This window comes from Lentzea sp. CA-135723 (assembly GCF_050936595.1).
In the GTDB taxonomy this organism is placed as follows: Bacteria; Actinomycetota; Actinomycetes; order Mycobacteriales; family Pseudonocardiaceae; genus Lentzea.
In genome coordinates this window covers 2,247,723-2,268,448 of the sequence record NZ_JBNJMK010000001.1, presented here as the reverse complement: position 1 = coordinate 2,268,448, position 20,726 = coordinate 2,247,723, and the positions used below count along the sequence as shown (strand labels likewise).

The following is a 20,726-nucleotide window of genomic DNA, read 5'->3' as shown; positions in this document are numbered from 1 at the left end:
CCAACTGTTTCTTTAGGGATTTCCCGATTCTTTTCAGAACGGGGGCCGTAGGGGACGCGTAGGGGGCCGTCAGGGGTGTTGTCCCTGACGGCCCCCTCGTTAGTTTTCGGACCAGAGGTCTGTCGGACTTACCCCGAGACGTGCCGGTTGCCCTGAAGAGGTGGCGTTGAATGTCCAACGAGCAGAAGCTTCGCGACTACCTCAAGCGGGTGACGGCGGACCTGCACAACACACGCCAGCGCCTGCAGGCGGTGGAGGCGAAGGGGCATGAGCCCATCGCGATCGTCGCGATGGACTGCCGCTTCGCGGGTGGTGTCTCGTCCCCGGACGAGCTTTGGGACTTCGTCGTCGCGGAACGGGACGCCATCGCGCCGTTCCCGACCGACCGCGGCTGGGACGTCGAGACGCTCTACCACCCCGACCCCGACCACCAGGGCACGTCCTACGTCGCCGAGGGTGCCTTCGTCGACGGCGTGGCGGACTTCGATCCCGGGTTCTTCGGCATCTCGCCGCGCGAGGCCCTGGCGATGGACCCGCAGCAGCGCCTGCTGCTGGAGACCGCCTGGCAGACCTTCGAGCGGGCCGGCGTCGACCCGCAGACGTTGCGCGGCAGCCGGACCGGTGTGTTCACCTCCACCAACGGCCAGGACTACGTCACGCTGTTCGAGGGCGACACGCCGGACGGCCTGGAAGGGCACCTCGGCACCGGCAACGCGGCGAGCATGTTCTCGGGCCGCATCTCCTACACGTTCGGCTTCGAGGGCCCCGCGGTCACGCTCGACACGGCCTGCTCCGGCTCGCTCGTCGCCCTGCACCTCGCGGTTCAGGCGCTGCGCAACGGCGAGTGCGACCTGGCGCTCGCCGGCGGCGTGACGATCATGTCCTCGCCCGCCGCGTTCATCGACTTCTCCCGCCAGCGCGGCCTCGCGATGGACGGGCGCTGCAAGTCGTTCGCGGCCGCCGCGGACGGCACGGCGTGGGGCGAGGGCGTCGGCATGCTGCTCGTCGAGCGGCTCTCGGACGCCCAGCGCAACGGCCACCAGGTCCTCGCCGTCGTGCGCGGCATCGCGGTCAACCAGGACGGCGCGTCCAACGGCCTCACCGCCCCGAACGGCCCGTCGCAGCAGCGCGTCATCAAGCAGGCGCTGGCCGACGCGCGACTGTCCTCTGTGGACGTCGATGTGCTCGAGGCGCACGGCACGGGCACCGCGCTGGGTGACCCGATCGAGGCGCAGGCTGTGCTCGCCACCTACGGCCAGGACCGCGAGACCCCGCTGCTGCTGGCCTCGGTCAAGTCGAACATCGGTCACACGCAGGCCGCCGCCGGTGTCGCCGCCGTGATCAAGGCCGTCCAGTCGCTGCGGCACGGCCTGGTGCCGAAGACGCTGCACGTGGACGAGCCGTCGAAGCAGATCGACTGGACCGCCGGTGCCGTCGCGCTCGCCACGGAGGCCACGCCGTGGCCGGAGACGGGCCGTGCCCGCCGCGTGGGCGTGTCGTCGTTCGGCTACAGCGGCACCAACGCACACGCGATCCTGGAGCAGGCGCCCGAGCAGGACGCCACCGAGGAGCCGCGCGCCGAGCTGCCGGTCGTGCCGGTGCTGGTCTCCGGCAAGACCGAGAACGCCCTGCGCGCGAACGCCGCCAAGCTCGCCGAGGCGCTGCGGGACGGGGCCGACCTCACCGACCTCGCGTTCTCCGCCGCGACCCGGCGGACCCACCACGCCCACCGGGCCACGGTCGTCGCCACGGGGGCGGAGGACCTGCTCGCCGCGCTCGACGCGCTGGCCACCGACGCGCCTCTGCCGGAGGCGGCCGTCAAGGGCCGTACCGCGATCCTGTTCACCGGGCAGGGCAGCCAGCGCATCGCGATGGGGCAGCAGCTGCACGCCGCGTTCCCGGTGTTCGCCGAGGCGTTCGACGCCGTCCGCGCCCACCTGGACCCGAAGCTCGGCGAGGCACTGTCCACTCAGGACCTGCTGAACCGCACCGAGTTCACCCAGCCCGCCCTGTTCGCGATCGAGGTCGCGCTCTACCGCCTCGTCGAGTCGTGGGGCGTGCGCCCGGACTTCCTGGCCGGCCACTCGATCGGTGAGATCGCCGCCGCGCACGTCGCCGGCGTGCTGTCCCTGGAGGACGCGGCCGCACTGGTCAGCGCACGGGGCCGGCTCATGCAGGCGCTGCCGGGCAGCGGTGCCATGCTCGCGTTGCAGGCCACCGAGGAAGAGGTGCTGCCGCACCTCACCGACGCCGTCTCGATCGCCGCGGTCAACGGCCCGCGCGCTGTCGTCGTCGCGGGCGCCGAGGACGCCGTCGAGCGGATCGCCGCGCAGTTCCCGGACCGCAAGGCCAAGCGGCTCAGCGTGTCGCACGCGTTCCACTCGCCGCAGATGGACGGCATGCTCGACGACTTCCGCGCGGTGGTCTCGAAGCTGACGTTCAACGCCCCGTCGATCTCCATCGTGTCCACGCTGACCGGCGCGCTCGTCACGTCCGACGAGATCACCTCGCCGGAGTACTGGGTGCGGCACGTGCGCGAGGCCGTCCGGTTCGCCGACGCCGTGCGCGCACTGGAGACCGAAGGCGTCACGACGTTCCTCGAGCTCGGCCCGGACGGCGTGCTCACCGCGATGGGCGCGGACAGCGTCCAGAGCGCGGTGCTCGTGTCCGCGCTGCGCAAGGACCGCGACGAGGTCGCGACCATCGTGTCCGCGCTCGGCCGGATCCACGGCCGAGGCGTGCGCGTCGACTGGTCCGCCTACTTCGCGGGCTCCGGCGCGCAGGCGATCTCGTTGCCCACCTACGCGTTCCAGCGCGACCGGTTCTGGATCGACGCCACCGGCGCCGTGCACGACGTGACGGCCGCCGGTCTCGGCTCGGCCGACCACCCGCTGCTCGGCGCCGTGCTCTCCACCCCCAACGGCGGAACGCTGTTCACCGCCAGACTCTCCCGCTCCTCGCACGCCTGGCTCGCCGACCACGTCGTCGCGGGCAACGTCGTCGTTCCCGGCACCGCGATCGTCGAGCTCGCCATCCGCGCGGGCGACCAGATCAACTGCGGCTACCTGGACGAGCTGCTGCTGCAGGCACCGCTGGTGCTGCCGGCCAAGGGCGCGGTCACGCTGTGCATCTCGGTCGCCGAGGCGGACGCCTCCGGCCGCCGCGCGGTCACCGTCTACACGCGACCGGACGGCGAGGACGACGCCGCGTGGACCACCCACGCGATCGGTGTCCTGGCCGAGGACGAGGTGACGGCGGGCTTCGACCTGAAGACGTGGCCGCCGGCCGGCGCCGAGGAGATCGAGCTCGACGGCGTCTACGACGACCTCGCGGCCGCCGGTCTGGTGTACGGCCCGGTGTTCCGCGGCCTGCAGGCGGCCTGGCGCTCCGGCGACGACGTGTACGCCGAGGTGGCGCTGCCCGAGTCGGAGCACCGGCAGGCGGCCAAGTTCGGGCTGCACCCGGCGTTGCTGGACTCGGTGCTGCACGCACTGGGACTGGAGGCGGAGAAGGGCCAGGGCGGTTCGCTGCCGTTCTCCTGGAACGGTGTCAGCCTCTTCGCCTCCGGCGCCTCGGTGCTGCGCGCCAAGATCTCGCCGAGCGGGCAGGGCGACGCGGTCTCCGTCAAGGTCGCCGACGAGACCGGCACGCCGGTCGCGCAGGTCGACTCGCTGGTGCTGCGGCCGATCGGCGGTCAGCTCAAGGCGGGGTCCGGTCAGCCGGACTCGTTGTTCCGCATCGACTGGAACCCGCTCTCCTTGGAGCGCGAGGGCAGCGCGGTGCGCGTCGTCACGGTGGTCGCGCCGGACGGCGAGACCCGCGACGTCGTCGCCGGCGTGCTGGCCGACGTGCAGGCCTTCCTGGCCGAGGACCACGAGTCGGTGCTGGCCGTGGTCACGAGCGGCGGCGCGGCCGTGCTGCCCGGCGAGGACGTGCCGAACCTGGCGCACGCCGCGGTGTCCGGCCTCGTCCGGGCCGCGCAGTCCGAGCACGTCGACCGGATCGTGCTGATCGACGCCGACATGCCGGGTGAGCTCGACGACCTGCTGCCGGCCATCGCGGCCTCCGGCGAGAGCGAGGTCGCCGTCCGCGGCGGCAAGGCGTTCGTGCCGCGGCTCGCCCGTGGTTTCGCCGGCTCGGTCACGCCGTTCGCCGGCGACGAGCCGTGGCGCCTCGACTTCACCGAGCAGGGCACGTTCGACAACCTCGTCACCATCCCGTGGCCCCAGGCCATGGACGACCTGGAGCCCAACCAGGTCCGCATCGCCGTGCGCGCGGCGGGCGTCAACTTCCGCGACGTCATGAACGCGCTCGGCATGTACCCCGGCGACGCGGGCCTGATGGGCCTCGAGGCCGCCGGTGTCGTGCTCGCCGTCGGGTCCGAAGTGGACGGTCTCACGCCCGGCGACCGGGTGATGGGCATGATGGACGCCGCCTTCGGCCCGGTCGCGATCGCCGACGAGCGGATGGTCTGCCCGATGCCCGCGGGCTGGACCTACGCCGAGGCGGCCGGTGTCCCGCTGGTGTTCCTCACCGCGCTGTACGGCCTCGGCGACCTCGCCGGCCTGCAGGCGGGCGAGTCGGTCCTGATCCACGCCGCCGCCGGTGGTGTCGGCATGGCCGCGACGCAGGTCGCCCGCCAGCTCGGCGCCGAGGTGTTCGGCACCGCGAGCACCGGCAAGTGGCACATCCTGCGCCAGGCCGGGATCCCGGACGACCACATCGCGTCCTCGCGCACCACGGAGTTCGAGCAGCAGTTCGCCGCCGTCACCGGTGGCCGCGGCGTCGACGTCGTGCTGGACGCGCTGTCGGGCGAGTTCGTCGACGCCTCGCTGCGGCTGACCGGCATGGGCGGTGGCGGCCGGTTCGTCGAGATGGGCAAGACCGACGTCCGCGACGCCGACGAGGTCGCCACCCAGTACCCCGGTGTCCGCTACCGGGCGTTCGACCTGATCGAGGCAGGCCCCGACCGCATCCGCGAGATGCTCTACCAGCTCTACGACTGGTTCAGCGCGGGCGTGCTGCACCCGTCGCCGGTCACCGCGTGGGACCTGCACCGCGCACCGGAGGCGTTCCGGTACCTGGGCCAGGCCAAGAACATCGGCAAGGTCGTGCTCACGATTCCGGCACCGCTCGACCCCGAGGGCGCGGTGCTGGTCACCGGTGGCACGGGTGGTCTGGGCGCCGAGCTGGCACGTCACCTGGTGACCGTGCGCGGAGTCCGGCACCTGGTGCTGACGTCGCGGCGCGGCCTGGACGCGCCGGGTGCGGCCGAGCTGGTCGCGGAACTCGACGCACGAGTCGACGTCGTCGCCTGTGACGTCTCCGATCGCGATGCGCTCGCCGCGGTGATCGCCGGCATCGAGAACCTCACCGGTGTCGTGCACACGGCCGGTGTTCTCGACGACGGCGTGGTGGAGTCGCTGACGCCGGAACGCATCGGCACCGTCTTCGGCCCGAAGGCCGACGCCGCCCTGCACCTGCACGAGCTGACCCGTGACCGCGACCTGGCGATGTTCGCCCTGTTCTCGTCCACGGCCGGTGTGCTGGGGTCGCCGGGCCAGGCGAACTACGCGGCCGCCAACAGCTACCTCAACGGCCTCGCCGCCCACCGCCGTTCCCTCGGCCTGCCCGCCGTCTCGCTGGTGTGGGGCCTGTGGAGCTCGCACGTCGGCATGGGTTCCGGCCTGACCAAGGCGGACCTCGCCAGGATGGCGCGGGCCGGCATGCCGGCGATGTCGATCGCCGAGGGCTTCGCGCTCTACGACTCGGCGCTCGTGCTGGACGAGGCCGTCGCCGTGCCGATGAAGCTCGACCTCGCCGCGCTGCGCGGAGCCGACGACCTGCACCCGTTGCTGCGCGGCCTGGTCCGCACGCAGCACCGGCGTGCCTCGGCGGCGGGCGGCAAGTCCGAGCCGTCGTCGTGGACTACCCGGCTCGCCGGCCGTTCCCCGGCCGAGCAGGACGAACTGCTGCTGGAACTGGTGCGCGGCCAGGTCGCGGTGGTGCTCGGGTTCTCCTCGGCCCAGCAGGTCCAGGTGACCCGCGGACTGGTCGAGATGGGCCTGGACTCGTTGTCCGCGGTCGAGCTGCGCAACACGCTGAGCGTCGCGACGGGCCTGCGGCTGCCGGCCACCGTGGTGTTCGACTACCCGACGCCGCAGGCCCTCGCCGTGCACCTGCGCGGAGAGCTGGCCTCGTCGGCCGGCGAGGCGCCCGTGCAGGTGGTGGCCGCGACCGTGGGCTCGGACGAGCCGATCGCGATCGTGTCGATGGCCTGCCGCTTCCCCGGTGGCGTCCGGTCGCCGGAGGACCTGTGGAACCTCGTGGCCACGGGCGGTGACGCGATCGCGCCGTTGCCCGTCGACCGCGGCTGGCTGTTGCAGCACCTGGACTTCGACGTCGCCGGTGGCGGTTTCGTCGACCACGCCATGGACTTCGACGCCGACTTCTTCGGCATCTCGCCGCGCGAGGCGCTGGCGATGGAGCCCCAGCAGCGGTTGTTGCTGGAGACCTCGTGGGAGGTCTTCGAACGGGCCGGGATCGACCCGGCGACCGTGCGCGGCAGCCAGGCGGGCGTGTTCATCGGCGGTAGCGCCACGGACTACGGTTCCGCGGGCCAGGTCGTGCCGGACGAGCTGGCGGGGCTGCTGCTCACCGGCAGCACCCCGAGCGTGATGTCCGGCCGGATCGCCTACACCTTCGGTCTCGAAGGCCCCGCGCTCACCGTCGACACCGCGTGCTCGTCGTCCTTGGTCGCGATCCACCTGGCCACGCAGGCACTGCGCCGCGGCGAGTGCGACTTCGCGCTGGCCGGTGGCGTCATGGTGCTGTCGACGCCGTCGCTCTTCGCCGAGTTCGCCAAGCAGAACGGGCTCTCGCCGGACGGTCGCTGCAAGGCCTTCTCGGCCGACGCGGACGGCACCGGCTGGTCCGAGGGCGTCGGCATGATCATGCTCGAACGGCTGTCGGACGCGAAGCGCAACGGGCACGAGGTGCTCGCGGTGGTCCGCGGCTCGGCCGTCAACCAGGACGGTGCGTCGAGCACGCTGACCGCGCCGAACGGTCCGTCGCAGCAGCGAGTCATCCGCCAGGCGCTGGCCAACTCCGGTCTGTCCACTTCGGACGTAGACGTGGTCGAGGCGCACGGCACCGGCACGAAGCTCGGTGACCCGATCGAGGCGCAGGCCGTGCTCGCGACCTACGGTCAGGACCGCGAGGAGCCGATCCTCCTGGGTTCGCTCAAGTCGAACATCGGCCACTCGCAGTCCGCCGCCGGTGTCGGTGGCGTGATCAAGATGGTGATGGCGCTGCGGCACGGTGTCGTGCCGAAGACGCTGCACGCCGAGGAGCCTTCCCCGCACGTGGACTGGGAGTCCGGTGCGGTCGAGCTGCTGACCGAGTCGCGGTCGTGGCCGGACCGCGGGCGTCCGCGCCGTGCGGGTGTGTCGTCGTTCGGCATCGGTGGCACCAACGCGCACCTGATCGTCGAGCAGGCGCCGGCCGCCCGTCCGGTGACCGTCGAGCACAAGCCGTTGCCGCTGGTGCCGGTCGTGCTGTCGGCGAAGACGCCGGAAGCGGTGCGGGAGCAGGCGGAGCGCCTTGCTGGCGCGGAGCAGGTGGACCTGACGGACCTCGGCTTCTCGCTCGCGACGACGCGGGCCACGTTCGACCACCGGGCCGTCGTTGTCGCCGCCGACCAGGACGACCTGGTTCGCGAACTGGCCGCGGTCGAACCCGCGACGGTCGTGCCCGGTCGGCTGGCGTTCCTCTTCACGGGTCAGGGCAGCCAGCGGGCCGGGATGGGCCGTGAGCTGTACGACGCGTTCCCCGTCTACGCCAAGGCCTTCGACGAGGTCGCCGCGCTGGTGGACGTGCGGGACGACGAGCTGGACCGCACCGAGTTCACCCAGCCCGCGATCTTCGCGCTGGAAGTGGCGCTGTACCGCCTGGTCGAGTCGTGGGGCATCCGCCCGGACTTCCTGGCCGGGCACTCGATCGGTGAGATCGCGGCGGCTCACGTGGCCGGTGTCCTCTCGCTGACGGACGCGGCCACGTTGATCAGTGCGCGTGCTCGGTTGATGCAGGCGCTGCCTGAGGGTGGCGCGATGGTGGCTTTGCAGGCCACCGAGGAAGAAGTGCTGCCGCTGCTGGGCGACCTGGTGTCGCTCGCGGCGATCAACGGACTCAACGCCGTCGTGGTCGCGGGTGAGGAAACCGCCGTCGAGCAGGTCGTGGCGCAGTTCGCGGACCGCAAGTCCAAGCGCCTCAGCGTCTCGCACGCGTTCCACTCGCCGTTGATGGACCCGATGCTGGACGACTTCCGGGCCGTGGTCGCGGAACTGACGTTCAACGAGCCACAGATCGCGATGCTGGGCGACGTCACCGAGCCCGAGTACTGGGTGAGCCACGTCCGCGGCACCGTCCGGTTCGCCGACGCGGTCGCGGAGCTGCGGTCCCGGGACGTCACGACGTTCCTGGAGCTCGGCCCGGACGCGGTGCTGTCCGCGATGGGCGGCGGCGACGCGGCGTTCGTGCCGACCCTGCGCAAGGGCCGGCCGGAAGCGCGGTCGCTGGTGCAGGCGCTCGGCAGGGCGCACGCCCGCGGTGTCGAGGTCGACTGGACCGCCTACTTCGCCGGTTCCGGCGCGCGGCGGGTCGACCTGCCGACGTACCCGTTCCAGCGCGACCGGTTCTGGCTGGACTTCTCGACCTCCACGACCGGACAGGACTCGGCCCAGCACCCGTTGCTGGACGCGGTGTTCGCGATGCCCGACGGCGGGGTGCTCGGCACGGCGAGGTTGTCGTCGGAGACCCACCGGTGGCTCGCGGACCACGTCGTCGCGGGTGCCGCGGTGGTGCCGGGGACCGCGCTGGTCGAGCTGGTGGTCCGCACCGGTGACGAGGTCGGCTGCGGCCACGTCGAAGAGCTGTTGTTGCAGCAGCCGCTGGTGCTGACCGCTGTCGGCGTGAACGTGCGGGTGGTCGTCGGCGAGTTCGACGGCGGCCGGCGGCCGGTGACGGTGCTGGCGCAGGACGGCGACGTCTGGACGACGCACGCGATCGGTGTGCTGTCGGACGAGGCCGCCGCGGCCGGGTTCGACCTGAGCGCGTGGCCGCCCGCCGGTGCGAGTGAGCTGGACCTGTCGGACCTCTACGACGGCCTGGCCGAGGGTGGTCTCGCCTACGGGCCGGTGTTCCGCGGGCTGAAGGCGGCCTGGAAGGCGGGCGACGACCTGTTCGCCGAGGTCGCGCTGCCCGAGTCGGAACACCGTCAGGCCGCGAAGTTCGGTGTGCACCCGGCGTTGCTGGACTCGGTGCTGCACGCGTTGGGCCTGGAGGCGGACGAGGGCCAGGGCGCCTCGCTGCCGTTCTCGTGGAACGGCGTGACGCTGCACGCTGCCGGTGCCTCCGTGTTGCGGGCCCGGATCTCTCCGCGCGGGCAGGGTGAAGCGGTCTCGGTGAGCGTCGCCGATGGCGCCGGTGCGCCGGTGGCGCACATCGACTCGTTGGTGCTGCGTCCGATCGGCGGTCAGCTGCTGAAGTCGGGTGCGGGGCAGTCCGACTCGTTGTTCCGCGTCGAGTGGGCTCCGCTGTCCTTGGACCGTGCGGACGGTGCGCCGCGTCTGGTGACGCTGGTGGTGCCGGACGGCGAGGTCCGGGACGTCGTGGGCGGTGTGCTGACCGACGTGCGGGGCTTCCTGGCCGCGGACGAGGAGTCGGTGCTGGTCGTGGTGACCAGCGGAGCCGTGTCGGTGCTGCCCGGCGAGGACGTGACGGCGCTGGCGCAGGCCGCGGTGTCCGGCCTGGTCCGTGCCGCGCAGGCGGAGTACCTCGACCGGATCGTGCTCGTCGACGCTGATGTCGTCGACGACCTGGACGCTCTGCTGCCCGCTGTCGTCCTGTCGGGCGAGAGCGAGGTGGCCGTTCGTTCCGGTGCCGCCTACGCGCCTCGGCTGGCCCGCGGCTTCGCCGGTTCGGTGCTGCCGTTCGCGGGCGACGGTCCGTGGCGCCTGGACTTCACCGAGCAGGGCACCTTCGACAACCTCGTCACCATCCCGTGGCCCGCCGCCGAGTCCGAGCTGGGCGCCGGTGAGGTCAGGGTCGCCGTGCGTGCCGCCGGCGTGAACTTCCGCGACGTGATGAACGCGCTCGGCATGTATCCGGGTGACGCCGGCCTGATGGGTCTCGAAGGCGCGGGCGTCGTGCTGGAAGTGGGTTCCGGGGTCACCGACCTCGTGCCCGGCGACCGGGTGATGGGCATGTTCTCCGCCGCGTTCGCACCGGTGGCCGTCGCCGACCGCCGGCAGATCTGCCTGATCCCGGACGGCTGGTCGTACACCCAGGCGGCCGGTGTGCCGCTGGTGTACCTGACCGCGTTGTACGCGCTGGACGACCTGGGTTCGTTGCAGGCGGGGGAGAAGGTGCTGATCCACGCCGCCGCCGGTGGTGTGGGCATGGCCGCGACGCAGGTGGCCCAGCTGCTCGGTGCCGAGGTGTACGGCACCGCGAGCACCGGCAAGTGGGACGTGCTGCGGGCCGCCGGCCTGGACGACGACCACATCGCGTCGTCGCGCACGACGGACTTCGAGCAGCAGTTCATCGCCGCGACCGACGGCCGCGGTGTGGACGTGGTGCTCAACGCGTTGTCCGGTGAGTTCGTGGACTCGTCGCTGCGCCTGGTGGCGCAGGGGACGGCCGGCCGGTTCCTGGAGATGGGCAAGACGGACGTCCGTGACGGCGACGAGGTCGCCGCCGAGCACGCCGGTGTCCGGTACCGGGCGTTCGACCTGATCGAGGCCGGTTTCGACCGCATCGGCGAGCTGCTGACCCGGTTGTTCGAGTGGTTCAACGCGGGTGAGCTGCGTCCGCTGCCCGTGACGACGTGGGACCTGCACCGCGCCCCGGAGGCGTTCCGCTACCTGGGGCAGGCCAAGAACATCGGCAAGGTCGTGCTGACCGTGCCGGCTCCGCTGGACCCCGAGGGCACCGTGCTGATCACCGGTGGCACCGGTGGGCTGGGTGCGGAGCTGGCCCGTCATCTCGTTGCCGAGCACGGCGTTCGGCGTTTGGTGCTCACCTCTCGCCGCGGCCTGGCCGCGCCGGGTGCGGCCGAGCTGGTCGCCGAGCTGGACGCGCAGGTCGAGGTGGTGGCTTGTGACGTGTCCGATCGTGACGCGCTTGCGGCCGTGATCGCGGGGGTTGAGGACCTGACCGGTGTTGTGCACACGGCCGGTGTGCTCGATGACGGTGTGCTGGACTCGTTGACGCCGGAGCGTTTCGACACGGTGTTCGCGCCGAAGGTCGATGCGGCGTGGCACCTGCACGAGCTGACGCGCGACCGGGACCTGGCGATGTTCGTCCTGTTCTCGTCGACCGCCGGTCTGATGGGCTCTCCCGGCCAGGCCAACTACGCGGCCGCGAACACTTACCTGAACGGACTGGCCGCGCACCGCCGCTTCCTCGGCCTGCCGGGTGTCTCGCTCGCCTGGGGTCTGTGGAACCAGAGCACGGGCATGGGTGCCGGACTGTCCCGAGTGGACCTGGCTCGGATGACGCGTGCCGGGATGCCCGCGATGTCCGTCACCGAGGGCTTCGAGCTGTTCGACTCCGCGCTCGTGCTGGACGAACCGGTCGCCGTGCCGATGAAGCTCGACCTCGTCGCGTTGCGGGGCAGCAAGACCGACCTGCACCCGTTGCTGCGCGGCCTGGTCCGCGTGCCGGCGCGCAGGAACGCCGCCGGTGTCGTGGCGGGAGCGTCGCAGTGGAGCCAGAAGCTGGGCTCGCTGTCGGTCGCCGAGCAGGACGAGCTGTTGCTGGACCTCGTGCGTGGTCAGGTCGCGGTGGTGCTCGGGTTCTCGTCGGCCCAGCAGGTCCAGGTGACCCGCGGTCTGGTCGACATGGGACTCGACTCGCTGTCGGCGGTGGAGCTGCGCAACACGTTGAGCGTCGCGACGGGGCTGCGGCTGCCGGCGACGGTGGTGTTCGACTACCCGACCCCGCAAGCGCTCGCGGTGCACCTGCGCGGCGAGCTGGTGGGTACGGCCGACGACGCGCCGGTGCGCGCGGCGGTGACCGCTTCCGGGTCGGACGAGCCGATCGCGATCGTGTCGATGGCGTGCCGGTACCCCGGTGGGGTGGCCTCGCCGGAGGACATGTGGGAGCTGGTGTCCACGGGCCGTGACGCGATCTCGGCGTTGCCGGTCGACCGCGGCTGGCAGCTGCAGGACCTCGAGTTCGACGTGGCGGGCGGTGGTTTCGTCGACCACGCCATGGACTTCGACCGCGACTTCTTCGGGATCTCGCCGCGGGAAGCGCTCGCCATGGACCCCCAGCAGCGGTTGTTGCTGGAGACGACGTGGGAGACCTTCGAGCGGGCCGGGATCGACCCGGCGTCGGTGCGGGGCCGCCAGGCCGGTGTGTTCATCGGTGGCAGCTCGACCGACTACGGCACCGCGGGCCAGGTCGTTCCCGACGAGCTGGCGGGGCTGCTGCTCACGGGCAGCACGCCGAGCGTGATGTCCGGCCGGATCGCGTACACCTTCGGGCTGGAAGGCCCGGCGCTGACGGTCGACACGGCGTGTTCGTCGTCGCTGGTGGCGATTCACCTGGCCGTGCAGGCGTTGCGGCGCGGTGAGTGCGACTTCGCGCTCGCCGGTGGCGTGATGGTGCTGTCGACGCCGGCGATCTTCGCCGAGTTCGCGATGCAGAACGGGCTCTCGCCGGACGGCAAGTGCAAGGCGTTCTCGGCGGACGCGGACGGCACGGGCTGGTCCGAGGGCGTCGGCGTGATCATGCTCGAACGGCTGTCGGACGCTCGTCGCAACGGGCACGAGGTCCTTGCGGTGGTGCGGGGTTCGGCGGTGAACCAGGACGGTGCGTCGAGCACGCTGACGGCGCCGAACGGTCCGTCGCAGCAGCGGGTGATCCGGCAAGCGCTTGCGAACGCCGGTCTGTCCACTTCGGACGTCGACCTGGTCGAGGCGCACGGCACGGGCACGAAGCTGGGTGACCCGATCGAGGCGCAGGCCATCCTCGCCACCTACGGCCAGGACCGCGAGCAGCCGGTGCTGCTGGGCTCGCTGAAGTCCAACATCGGGCACTCGCAGTCGGCGGCCGGTGTCGCGGGCGTGATCAAGATGGTGATGGCGGTGCGGCACGGCGTCGCGCCGAAGACGTTGCACGCGGAAGAGCCGACGCCGCACGTGGACTGGGAGTCCGGGGCGGTCGAGCTGCTGACCGAGTCGCGGGAGTGGCCCGCGGTCAACCGGTCGCGCCGGGCGGGCGTGTCGTCGTTCGGCATCGGTGGCACCAACGCCCACCTGATCATCGAGCAGGCGCCCGCCGCCCGGCCGAGCAAGGCCGAGCACAAGCCGTTGCCGCTGGTGCCGGTCGTGCTGTCGGCCAAGTCGCCGGAGGCGTTGCGGGAGCAGGCTGATCGCCTTGCCGAGTCGGCGCCGGTGGACCTGACGGACCTCGGCTTCTCGCTCGCGACGACGCGGGCCCGGTTCGAGCACCGGGCCGTGGTGGTCGCCGCGGATCAGGACGACCTGGTCACTGGCCTCGGCGCGATGGAGCCGGCGACGGTCGTGCCTGGTCGCCTCGCGTTCCTCTTCACGGGGCAGGGCAGCCAGCGAGCCGGCATGGGTCGCGAGCTGTACGAGGCGTTCCCCGTGTACGCCAAGGCGTTCGACGAGGTCGCTGCTCTGGTCGACGTGCGGGACGAGGACCTCGACCGCACGGAGTTCACGCAGCCGGCGATCTTCGCGCTGGAAGTGGCCTTGTACCGGCTCGTCGAGTCGTGGGGTGTTCGCCCTGACTTCTTGGCTGGGCATTCGATCGGTGAGATCGCCGCGGCTCACGTCTCCGGTGTTCTTTCGCTGGAGGACGCGGCCACGTTGGTCAGCGCTCGGGCTCGCCTGATGCAGGCGTTGCCCGAGGGCGGCGCGATGGTGGCCCTGCAGGCCACCGAAGCGGAAGTGCTGCCGTTGCTGGGCGACCTGGTGTCGCTCGCGGCGGTCAACGGGCCGGACGCGGTGGTCGTCGCCGGTGACGAGGCCGCGGTGGAGCAGGTCGTCGCGCAGTTCGCGGACCGCAAGTCGAAGCGTTTGGCTGTGTCGCACGCGTTCCACTCGCCGTTGATGGACCCGATGCTGGACGACTTCCGTGCGGTGGTTTCGGAACTGACGTTCAACGAGCCGCAGATCGCCATGCTGGGCGACGTCACCGAGCCCGAGTACTGGGTGAGCCACGTCCGCAACACGGTCCGGTTCACCGACGCGATCACGGAGCTCGAAGCCCAGGACGTCACGACGTTCCTGGAGCTCGGCCCGGACGCGGTGCTGTCGGCCATGGCCGGTGGTGGCGCGGCGTTCGTGCCCGCCCTGCGCAGGGGTCGTGAAGAGGCGCGGTCGCTGCTGACCGCGCTCGGCCGGGTCCACGCCCGTGGTGTCGAGGTCGACTGGGCGAAGTTCTTCGCCGGTACCGGTGCCCGGCGGGTGGATCTGCCCACCTACGCGTTCCAGCGCGAGCGGTTGTGGCTGGAGACGGCCGTCACCCGCGCGCCCGACTCGATCGAGGCCCGGTTCTGGGACGCGGTCGAGCGGGAGGACCTGGAGTCGCTCGGCGCCTCGCTGAGCGAGGAGGACTCGCAAGCGTTTGACGCGGTGCTGCCGGTGCTCTCCCGCTGGCGGCGGGACAGCCGCGGTGAGTCCGTTGTGGAGGGTTGGCGTTACAAGGTCGAGTGGAAGCCGGTTCCGGCTGCCCGGACCGAGGTTTCCGGCCGTTGGCTGGCCGTGGGCGCCGACCCCGTCGTGGACTCGCTCGTCGCACGGGGCGTCGAGGTCGTCACCGTCACGGACCTGGCGACCGCGGCCGGACTCGGTGAGTTCGACGGCGTGCTGGCGTTCCCGGCCGACGTCACCGAGGCGCTCGCCACCACGCAGGCTCTTGCCGCCGTCGACGCGCCGCTCTGGCTGGTGACGCGGGAAGCCGTGTCGGTCGGCCGTGCGGACGACGCGGTCAACCCGGAAGCCGCGCAGCTGTGGGGCTTCGGCCGGGTCGCGGCGTTGGAGCTCTCCGAGCGCTGGGGTGGTCTGGTCGACCTGCCCGGCACGCTCGACGACCGCGCCCTGGACCGGTTCGCCTCCGTGCTGGCCGGGTCCGAGGACCAGGTCGCCGTGCGCGCCAGCGGTGTCTTCGGCCGCCGCCTGGTGCACGCACCGGTCGCCGGTGGTTCGGCCTGGACGCCGCGCGGCACGGTCCTGATCACCGGTGGCACCGGTGCGCTGGGCGGGCACGTGGCCCGGTGGCTCGCGGGAGCGGGTGCCGAGCACCTGGTCCTGACCTCTCGCCGTGGCCTCGACACGCCCGGTGCGGCTGCACTCTCGGCCGAGCTGGAGGCGTTGGGCGCACGGGTCACGATCGCCGCGTGCGACGCCGCTGACCGTGACGCCGTCGCCGCACTGGTCGCGGAGCACCCGCCCACGGCGGTGTTCCACGCGGCCGGCGTCGACCACACCGAGGCGGTCGAGGGGCACGACCCCGAGACGTTCCGGAAGGTGCTGGCGGGCAAGGTCTCCGGCGCGCGGAACCTGGACGAGCTGGTCGGCGAGGTCGACGCGTTCGTGCTGTTCTCGTCGATCGCGGGCATCTGGGGCAGCGGTGGCCAGTCGGCCTACGCCGCCGCGAACGCACACCTGGACGCGCTCGCCGAGTCCCGCCGCGCCCGTGGGCTGACCGCACTCGCGGTCGCCTGGGGCCCGTGGGCCGACGGCGGCATGGCCGTCGAGGGCGACGCCGCCGAGCAGCTGCGCCGCCGTGGCGTGGTCACGATGGACTCGGCCGCCGCCATGACCGCGCTGCGCCAGGCGATCCGGTCCGGCGACACCGCGGTCACGGTCGCGGACGTGGACTGGACCCGGTTCGCGCCGGTGTTCACCGCCGTCCGGCCGAGCCCGCTGCTGAGCGAGCTCCCGGAGGTCGCCGAGCAGACCGTCGCCACGGCAGGGGAGTCGTCACTGGCCCGCCGGATCGCCGAGCTGTCCGAGGGCGAGCAGCTGCACACGCTCGTGGAGCTGGTGCGCGAGCAGGTCGCGGCCGCGCTCGGCCACGGCTCCGCGGACGACGTCCGGCCCGACCGGGCGTTCAAGGACCTGGGCTTCGACTCGCTGACCGCGGTCGAGCTGCGCAACAGCCTCGCCGCGTCCACGGGTCTGGGCCTGTCGGCCACGCTCGTCTTCGACTACCCGAACACGGCCGCGCTCGCCGCGCACCTGCGTGGCGAACTGGTCGGCGCCCGGCCGGCCGAGCTGACGACCGCCACCACGGCCGTCGCGGACGACCCGATCGCGATCGTCGCCATGTCCTGCCGGTTCGCGGGCGGCGTCTCGTCGCCGGAGGAGCTGTGGAGGCTGCTGGTCGACGGTGGTGACGCGGTCACCGGCTTCCCGGCCGACCGGGGCTGGGACCTCGCCGGGCTGTACGACCCTGACCCGGACGCGCCGGGCAAGTCCTACGCCCGCGAGGGCGCGTTCCTGCACGCGGCAGGGGAGTTCGACCCCGGCTTCTTCGGGATCTCGCCGCGTGAGGCGCTCGCGATGGACCCGCAGCAGCGACTGCTGCTGGAGACCTCCTGGGAGGCGTTCGAGCGGGCCGGGATCGACCCGACCTCGTTGCGGGGCGGTCAGGTCGGTGTCTTCGCGGGCACCAACGGCCAGGACTACGGCTCGCAGCTCACGTCGCTGCCGGCCGAGCTGGAGGGCTACTTCGGCACCGGCAACGCGGCCAGCGTGTTCTCCGGCCGCATCTCCTACACCTTCGGCTTCGAGGGCCCGGCGGTCACCGTCGACACCGCGTGCTCTTCTTCGCTGGTGGCCCTGCACCTCGCGGCCCAGGCACTGCGCAACGGCGAGTGCGACCTCGCCCTGGCCGGCGGCGTGACGATCATGTCGACGCCCGCCGCGTTCGTGGACTTCTCGCGGCAGCGCGGACTCGCGGTCGACGGGCGCTGCAAGGCGTTCGCCGCCGGGGCCGACGGCACCGCGTGGGGTGAGGGTGTCGGCATGCTGCTCGTCGAGCGGCTGTCGGACGCCCAGCGCAACGGCCATGAGGTGCTCGCGATCGTCCGCGGCACCGCCGTCAACCAGGACGGCGCCTCCAACGGCCTGACCGCGCCGAACGGACCGTCGCAGCAGCGGGTGATCCGCAGGGCACTGGCCCGCGCGGGCGTCGCACCGTCCGATGTGGACGTCGTGGAGGCGCACGGCACGGGCACCGCGCTCGGTGACCCGATCGAGGCCCAGGCGCTGCTGGCCACCTACGGCCAGGACCGCCGGGCACCGCTGCTGCTCGGCTCGGTGAAGTCGAACATCGGCCACACGCAGGCCGCGTCCGGTGTCGCCGCCGTGATCAAGTCGGTGCTCGCGATGCGGCACGGTGTCGTGCCGAAGACGCTGCACGTGGACGAGCCGTCGCCGCAGATCGACTGGAGCTCCGGCGCGGTCGAGCTGGCCACCGAGACCGTGGCGTGGCCCGAGACGGGCCGCGCCCGCAGGGTCGGTGTGTCGTCGTTCGGCTACAGCGGCACCAACGCCCACGCGATCCTGGAGCAGGCACCGGCCACGCCGGCCGCGCCCCGCGCCGAGGTTCCCGTGGTGCCGGTCGTGCTGTCCGCCAGGACCCCGGCGGCGTTGCGCGCCCAGGCCACCAGGCTCCAGTCCGTTGTGGACACGGACCTGGCAGGCCTCGGCCTCACCCTCGCCACCGGCAGGGCGAACCTGGAGCACCGCGCGGTGATCATCGCCGGTGACCGGGACGACCTGGACCGCGGCCTGCTCGCGGTGGCCGGCGGCACCGACGCACCCGAGGTGGTGCGCGGCGGCACGGCGAACGGCAGGCTCGCCTTCCTGTTCACCGGCCAGGGCAGCCAGCGGATCGGCATGGGCCGCGAGCTCTACGAGACCCAGCCGGTGTTCGCCGACGCGTTCGACGAGGTCTGCGCCCGGTTCGACCTGCCGTTGCGCGACGTCGTCTTCGGCACCGACGCGGCGGCCCTGAACGAGACCGGCAACACCCAGCCCGCCCTGTTCGCGCTGGAAGTCGCGCTGTACCGCCTCTACGAGCACTGGGGCGTGCGGCCGGACTTCCTGGCAGGGCACTCGATCGGCGAGCTGGCCGCCGCGCACGTCTCCGGCGTGCTGACGCTGGACGACGCGGTGACGCTGGTCGCCGCACGCGGCCGGCTGATGCAGGCACTGCCCGCCGGTGGCGCGATGATCGCGTTGCAGGCAACCGAGGCCGAGGTCACGCCGCTGCTGGGCGACCGCGTGTCGCTCGCCGCGGTCAACGGGCCGCGCTCGGTCGTGGTCGCGGGTGACGAGGACGCCGTCGTGGAGGTCGTCGCGCGGTTCGCCGACCGGAAGTCCAAGCGGCTCAGCGTGTCGCACGCGTTCCACTCGCCGCGGATGGACGCCATGCTCGAGGAGTTCCGGGTCGTGGCCAAGGGACTTGCCTTCGCCGCGCCGCGGATCCCGATCGTCTCCACCCTGACCGGTCAGCTCGCCACCACGGCCGAGCTGACGTCGGCGGACTACTGGGTCCGCCACGTCCGCGAGGCCGTCCGGTTCGCCGACGCGGTCACGACGCTGGAAAGCGCCGGGGTGTCGACGTTCCTGGAGCTGGGCCCGGACGCGGTGCTCACCGCGATGGGCGCGGAGAGCGTGCGGGACGCGGTGCTCGTGCCGGCCCTGCGCGCCGACAAGCCCGAGCCCGGCACGGTCCTCACCGCGCTGGCCGGTCTGCACGTGCGCGGGATCCAGGTCGACTGGTCGCCGTTCTTCGCGGGCTCCGGCGCGCGGCGGACCGACCTGCCGACCTACCCGTTCCAGCGCGAGCGGTTCTGGCTGACCTCCGACGAGGCACCGGACACGGACAGCCTGCGGTACCGCGTCGAGTGGACCCCGGTCGCCGCCCACGGCGGGCAGCCGTCCGGACGTTGGCTCGTCGTCGGTGCCGAGGAGTCCGCGCTGATCCACGGCCTCGTGCACCGCGGCCTCGAGGTCGGCGCCATCGCGGCCTCGACCGACCGGGCCGCGCTCACCGAGGCGCTGACCGGTGTCGGAACGGTGGACGGCGTGCTGGCCCTGGCCGGTTCCGCCGAGGAGAACCTCGTGCTGGTGCAGGCACTCGGCGACGCGGGCTGCACCGCACCGCTGTGGGCCCTCACCCGCGGCGCTGTCTCCACCGGCGCCGACGACCCGGTGCGCGACCCGGCGCAGGCCCAGAACTGGGGCCTCGGCGTGGTCGCCGCGCTGGAGCACCCCGACCGCTGGGGCGGCCTCGCCGACGTGCCGGCCGAGTGGGACGACGTCGTGCTCGACCACCTGACCGACGTGCTCGCGGGCACCGAGGACCAGGTCGCCATCCGCGCCGACGGTGTGCTGGCCCGAAGGCTGGCGCACGCGCCGGCCGGACCGGCCACCGGCGGCTGGACGCCTCGCGGCACGGTGCTGGTGACCGGTGGCACCGGGGTGCTCGGCGGGCAGGTCGCCCGCTGGCTCGCCGGAGCAGGCGCCGAACACCTGGTGCTGACCGCGGACCACGACGGCCAGGCAGGCGAACTCCTCGCGGAGCTCGCGGACCTGGGCGCGCGGGCCACGGTGGCCCGGTGCGACGTGACCGACCGGGACCAGCTCGCCGCACTCGTCGGCGAACACACCCCGGACGCCGTCGTGCACGCCGTCGAGGTCACCCAGTCGACCCCGGTGGGAGAGCAGGACCTCACCGAGTTCTCCGCGGTCCTCTCCGCGAAGATCCTCGGTGCCGCCCACCTCGACGACCTGCTCGGACAGACGCCGCTCGACGCGTTCGTGGTGTTCTCCTCGACCGCCGGTGTCTGGGGCGCCGCGAACCAGGCGGCCTACGCCGCGGGCAGCGCGTTCCTCGACGCACTGGTGGACCGGCGCCGGGCCCGTGGCCTCGCCGGGGCATCGGTCGCCTGGGGCCCGTGGGCCGGCGGTGACCAGGACGAGCTGCTGCGCCGCAGCGGACTTCCTGCCATGGCACCGGAACGCGCCATCGCCGCGCTGCGGCAGGCCGTCGAGTCCGGGGACGGCGCGGTCACCCTGGCCGACGTCGAGTGGGCCCGGTTCGCGCCGATCTTCACGGCCGGCCGCCCGAGCCCGCTGATCGCGGACCTGCCCGAGGTGCGCCGCGCCGGTGACGAAGCGTCCGATGTGGACACCAGTGCCGCGTTGCGCGCCAAGCTCACGGCACTGCCCGCGGACGACCGCGACCGGCTGCTGCTCGACCTGGTGCGGGACGAGGCGGCCGCGGTGCTCGGGCACCAGTCCGCCGGTGCTGTCGAGGCCGACCGCGCGTTCCGCGAGCTCGGGTTCTCCTCGATCACCGCGGTCGAACTGCGCAACCGCCTCAACACCCTGACCGGGCTGCGGCTCCCCGCGACCCTGGTCTTCGACTACCCGACCCCGCTCGTCCTGGTCGACCTCCTGCGCACCGAGTTGATCGGTGACGCCGCGGAAGCCGAGGTGCGCCAGGCGCTCACGGGCCTCTCGCTGGAGAAGTTGCGCGAGGCCGGCCTGCTGGACGCGTTGCTGCGGCTCGCGAACGGCGAAGCGGAACCGGTCGACGACGAAGGGGACTCGATCGACGACATGGACATCGACAACCTCGTCGAGATGGCCCTCGACACCAAGAACTCCTGATCA

At 72.5% G+C, this 20,726-nt stretch carries 1 protein-coding gene; it reads left to right on the top strand.

The window, feature by feature from the left end:
- Window positions 1-170 precede the first annotated feature (170 nt).
- On the top strand, window positions 171-20,723 hold the full coding sequence (locus tag ACQEU1_RS09415; RefSeq protein WP_433198382.1) for a type I polyketide synthase: 20,553 nt from the start codon (window positions 171-173) through the stop codon (window positions 20,721-20,723).
- The last annotated feature ends 3 nt before the right edge of the window (window positions 20,724-20,726 follow it).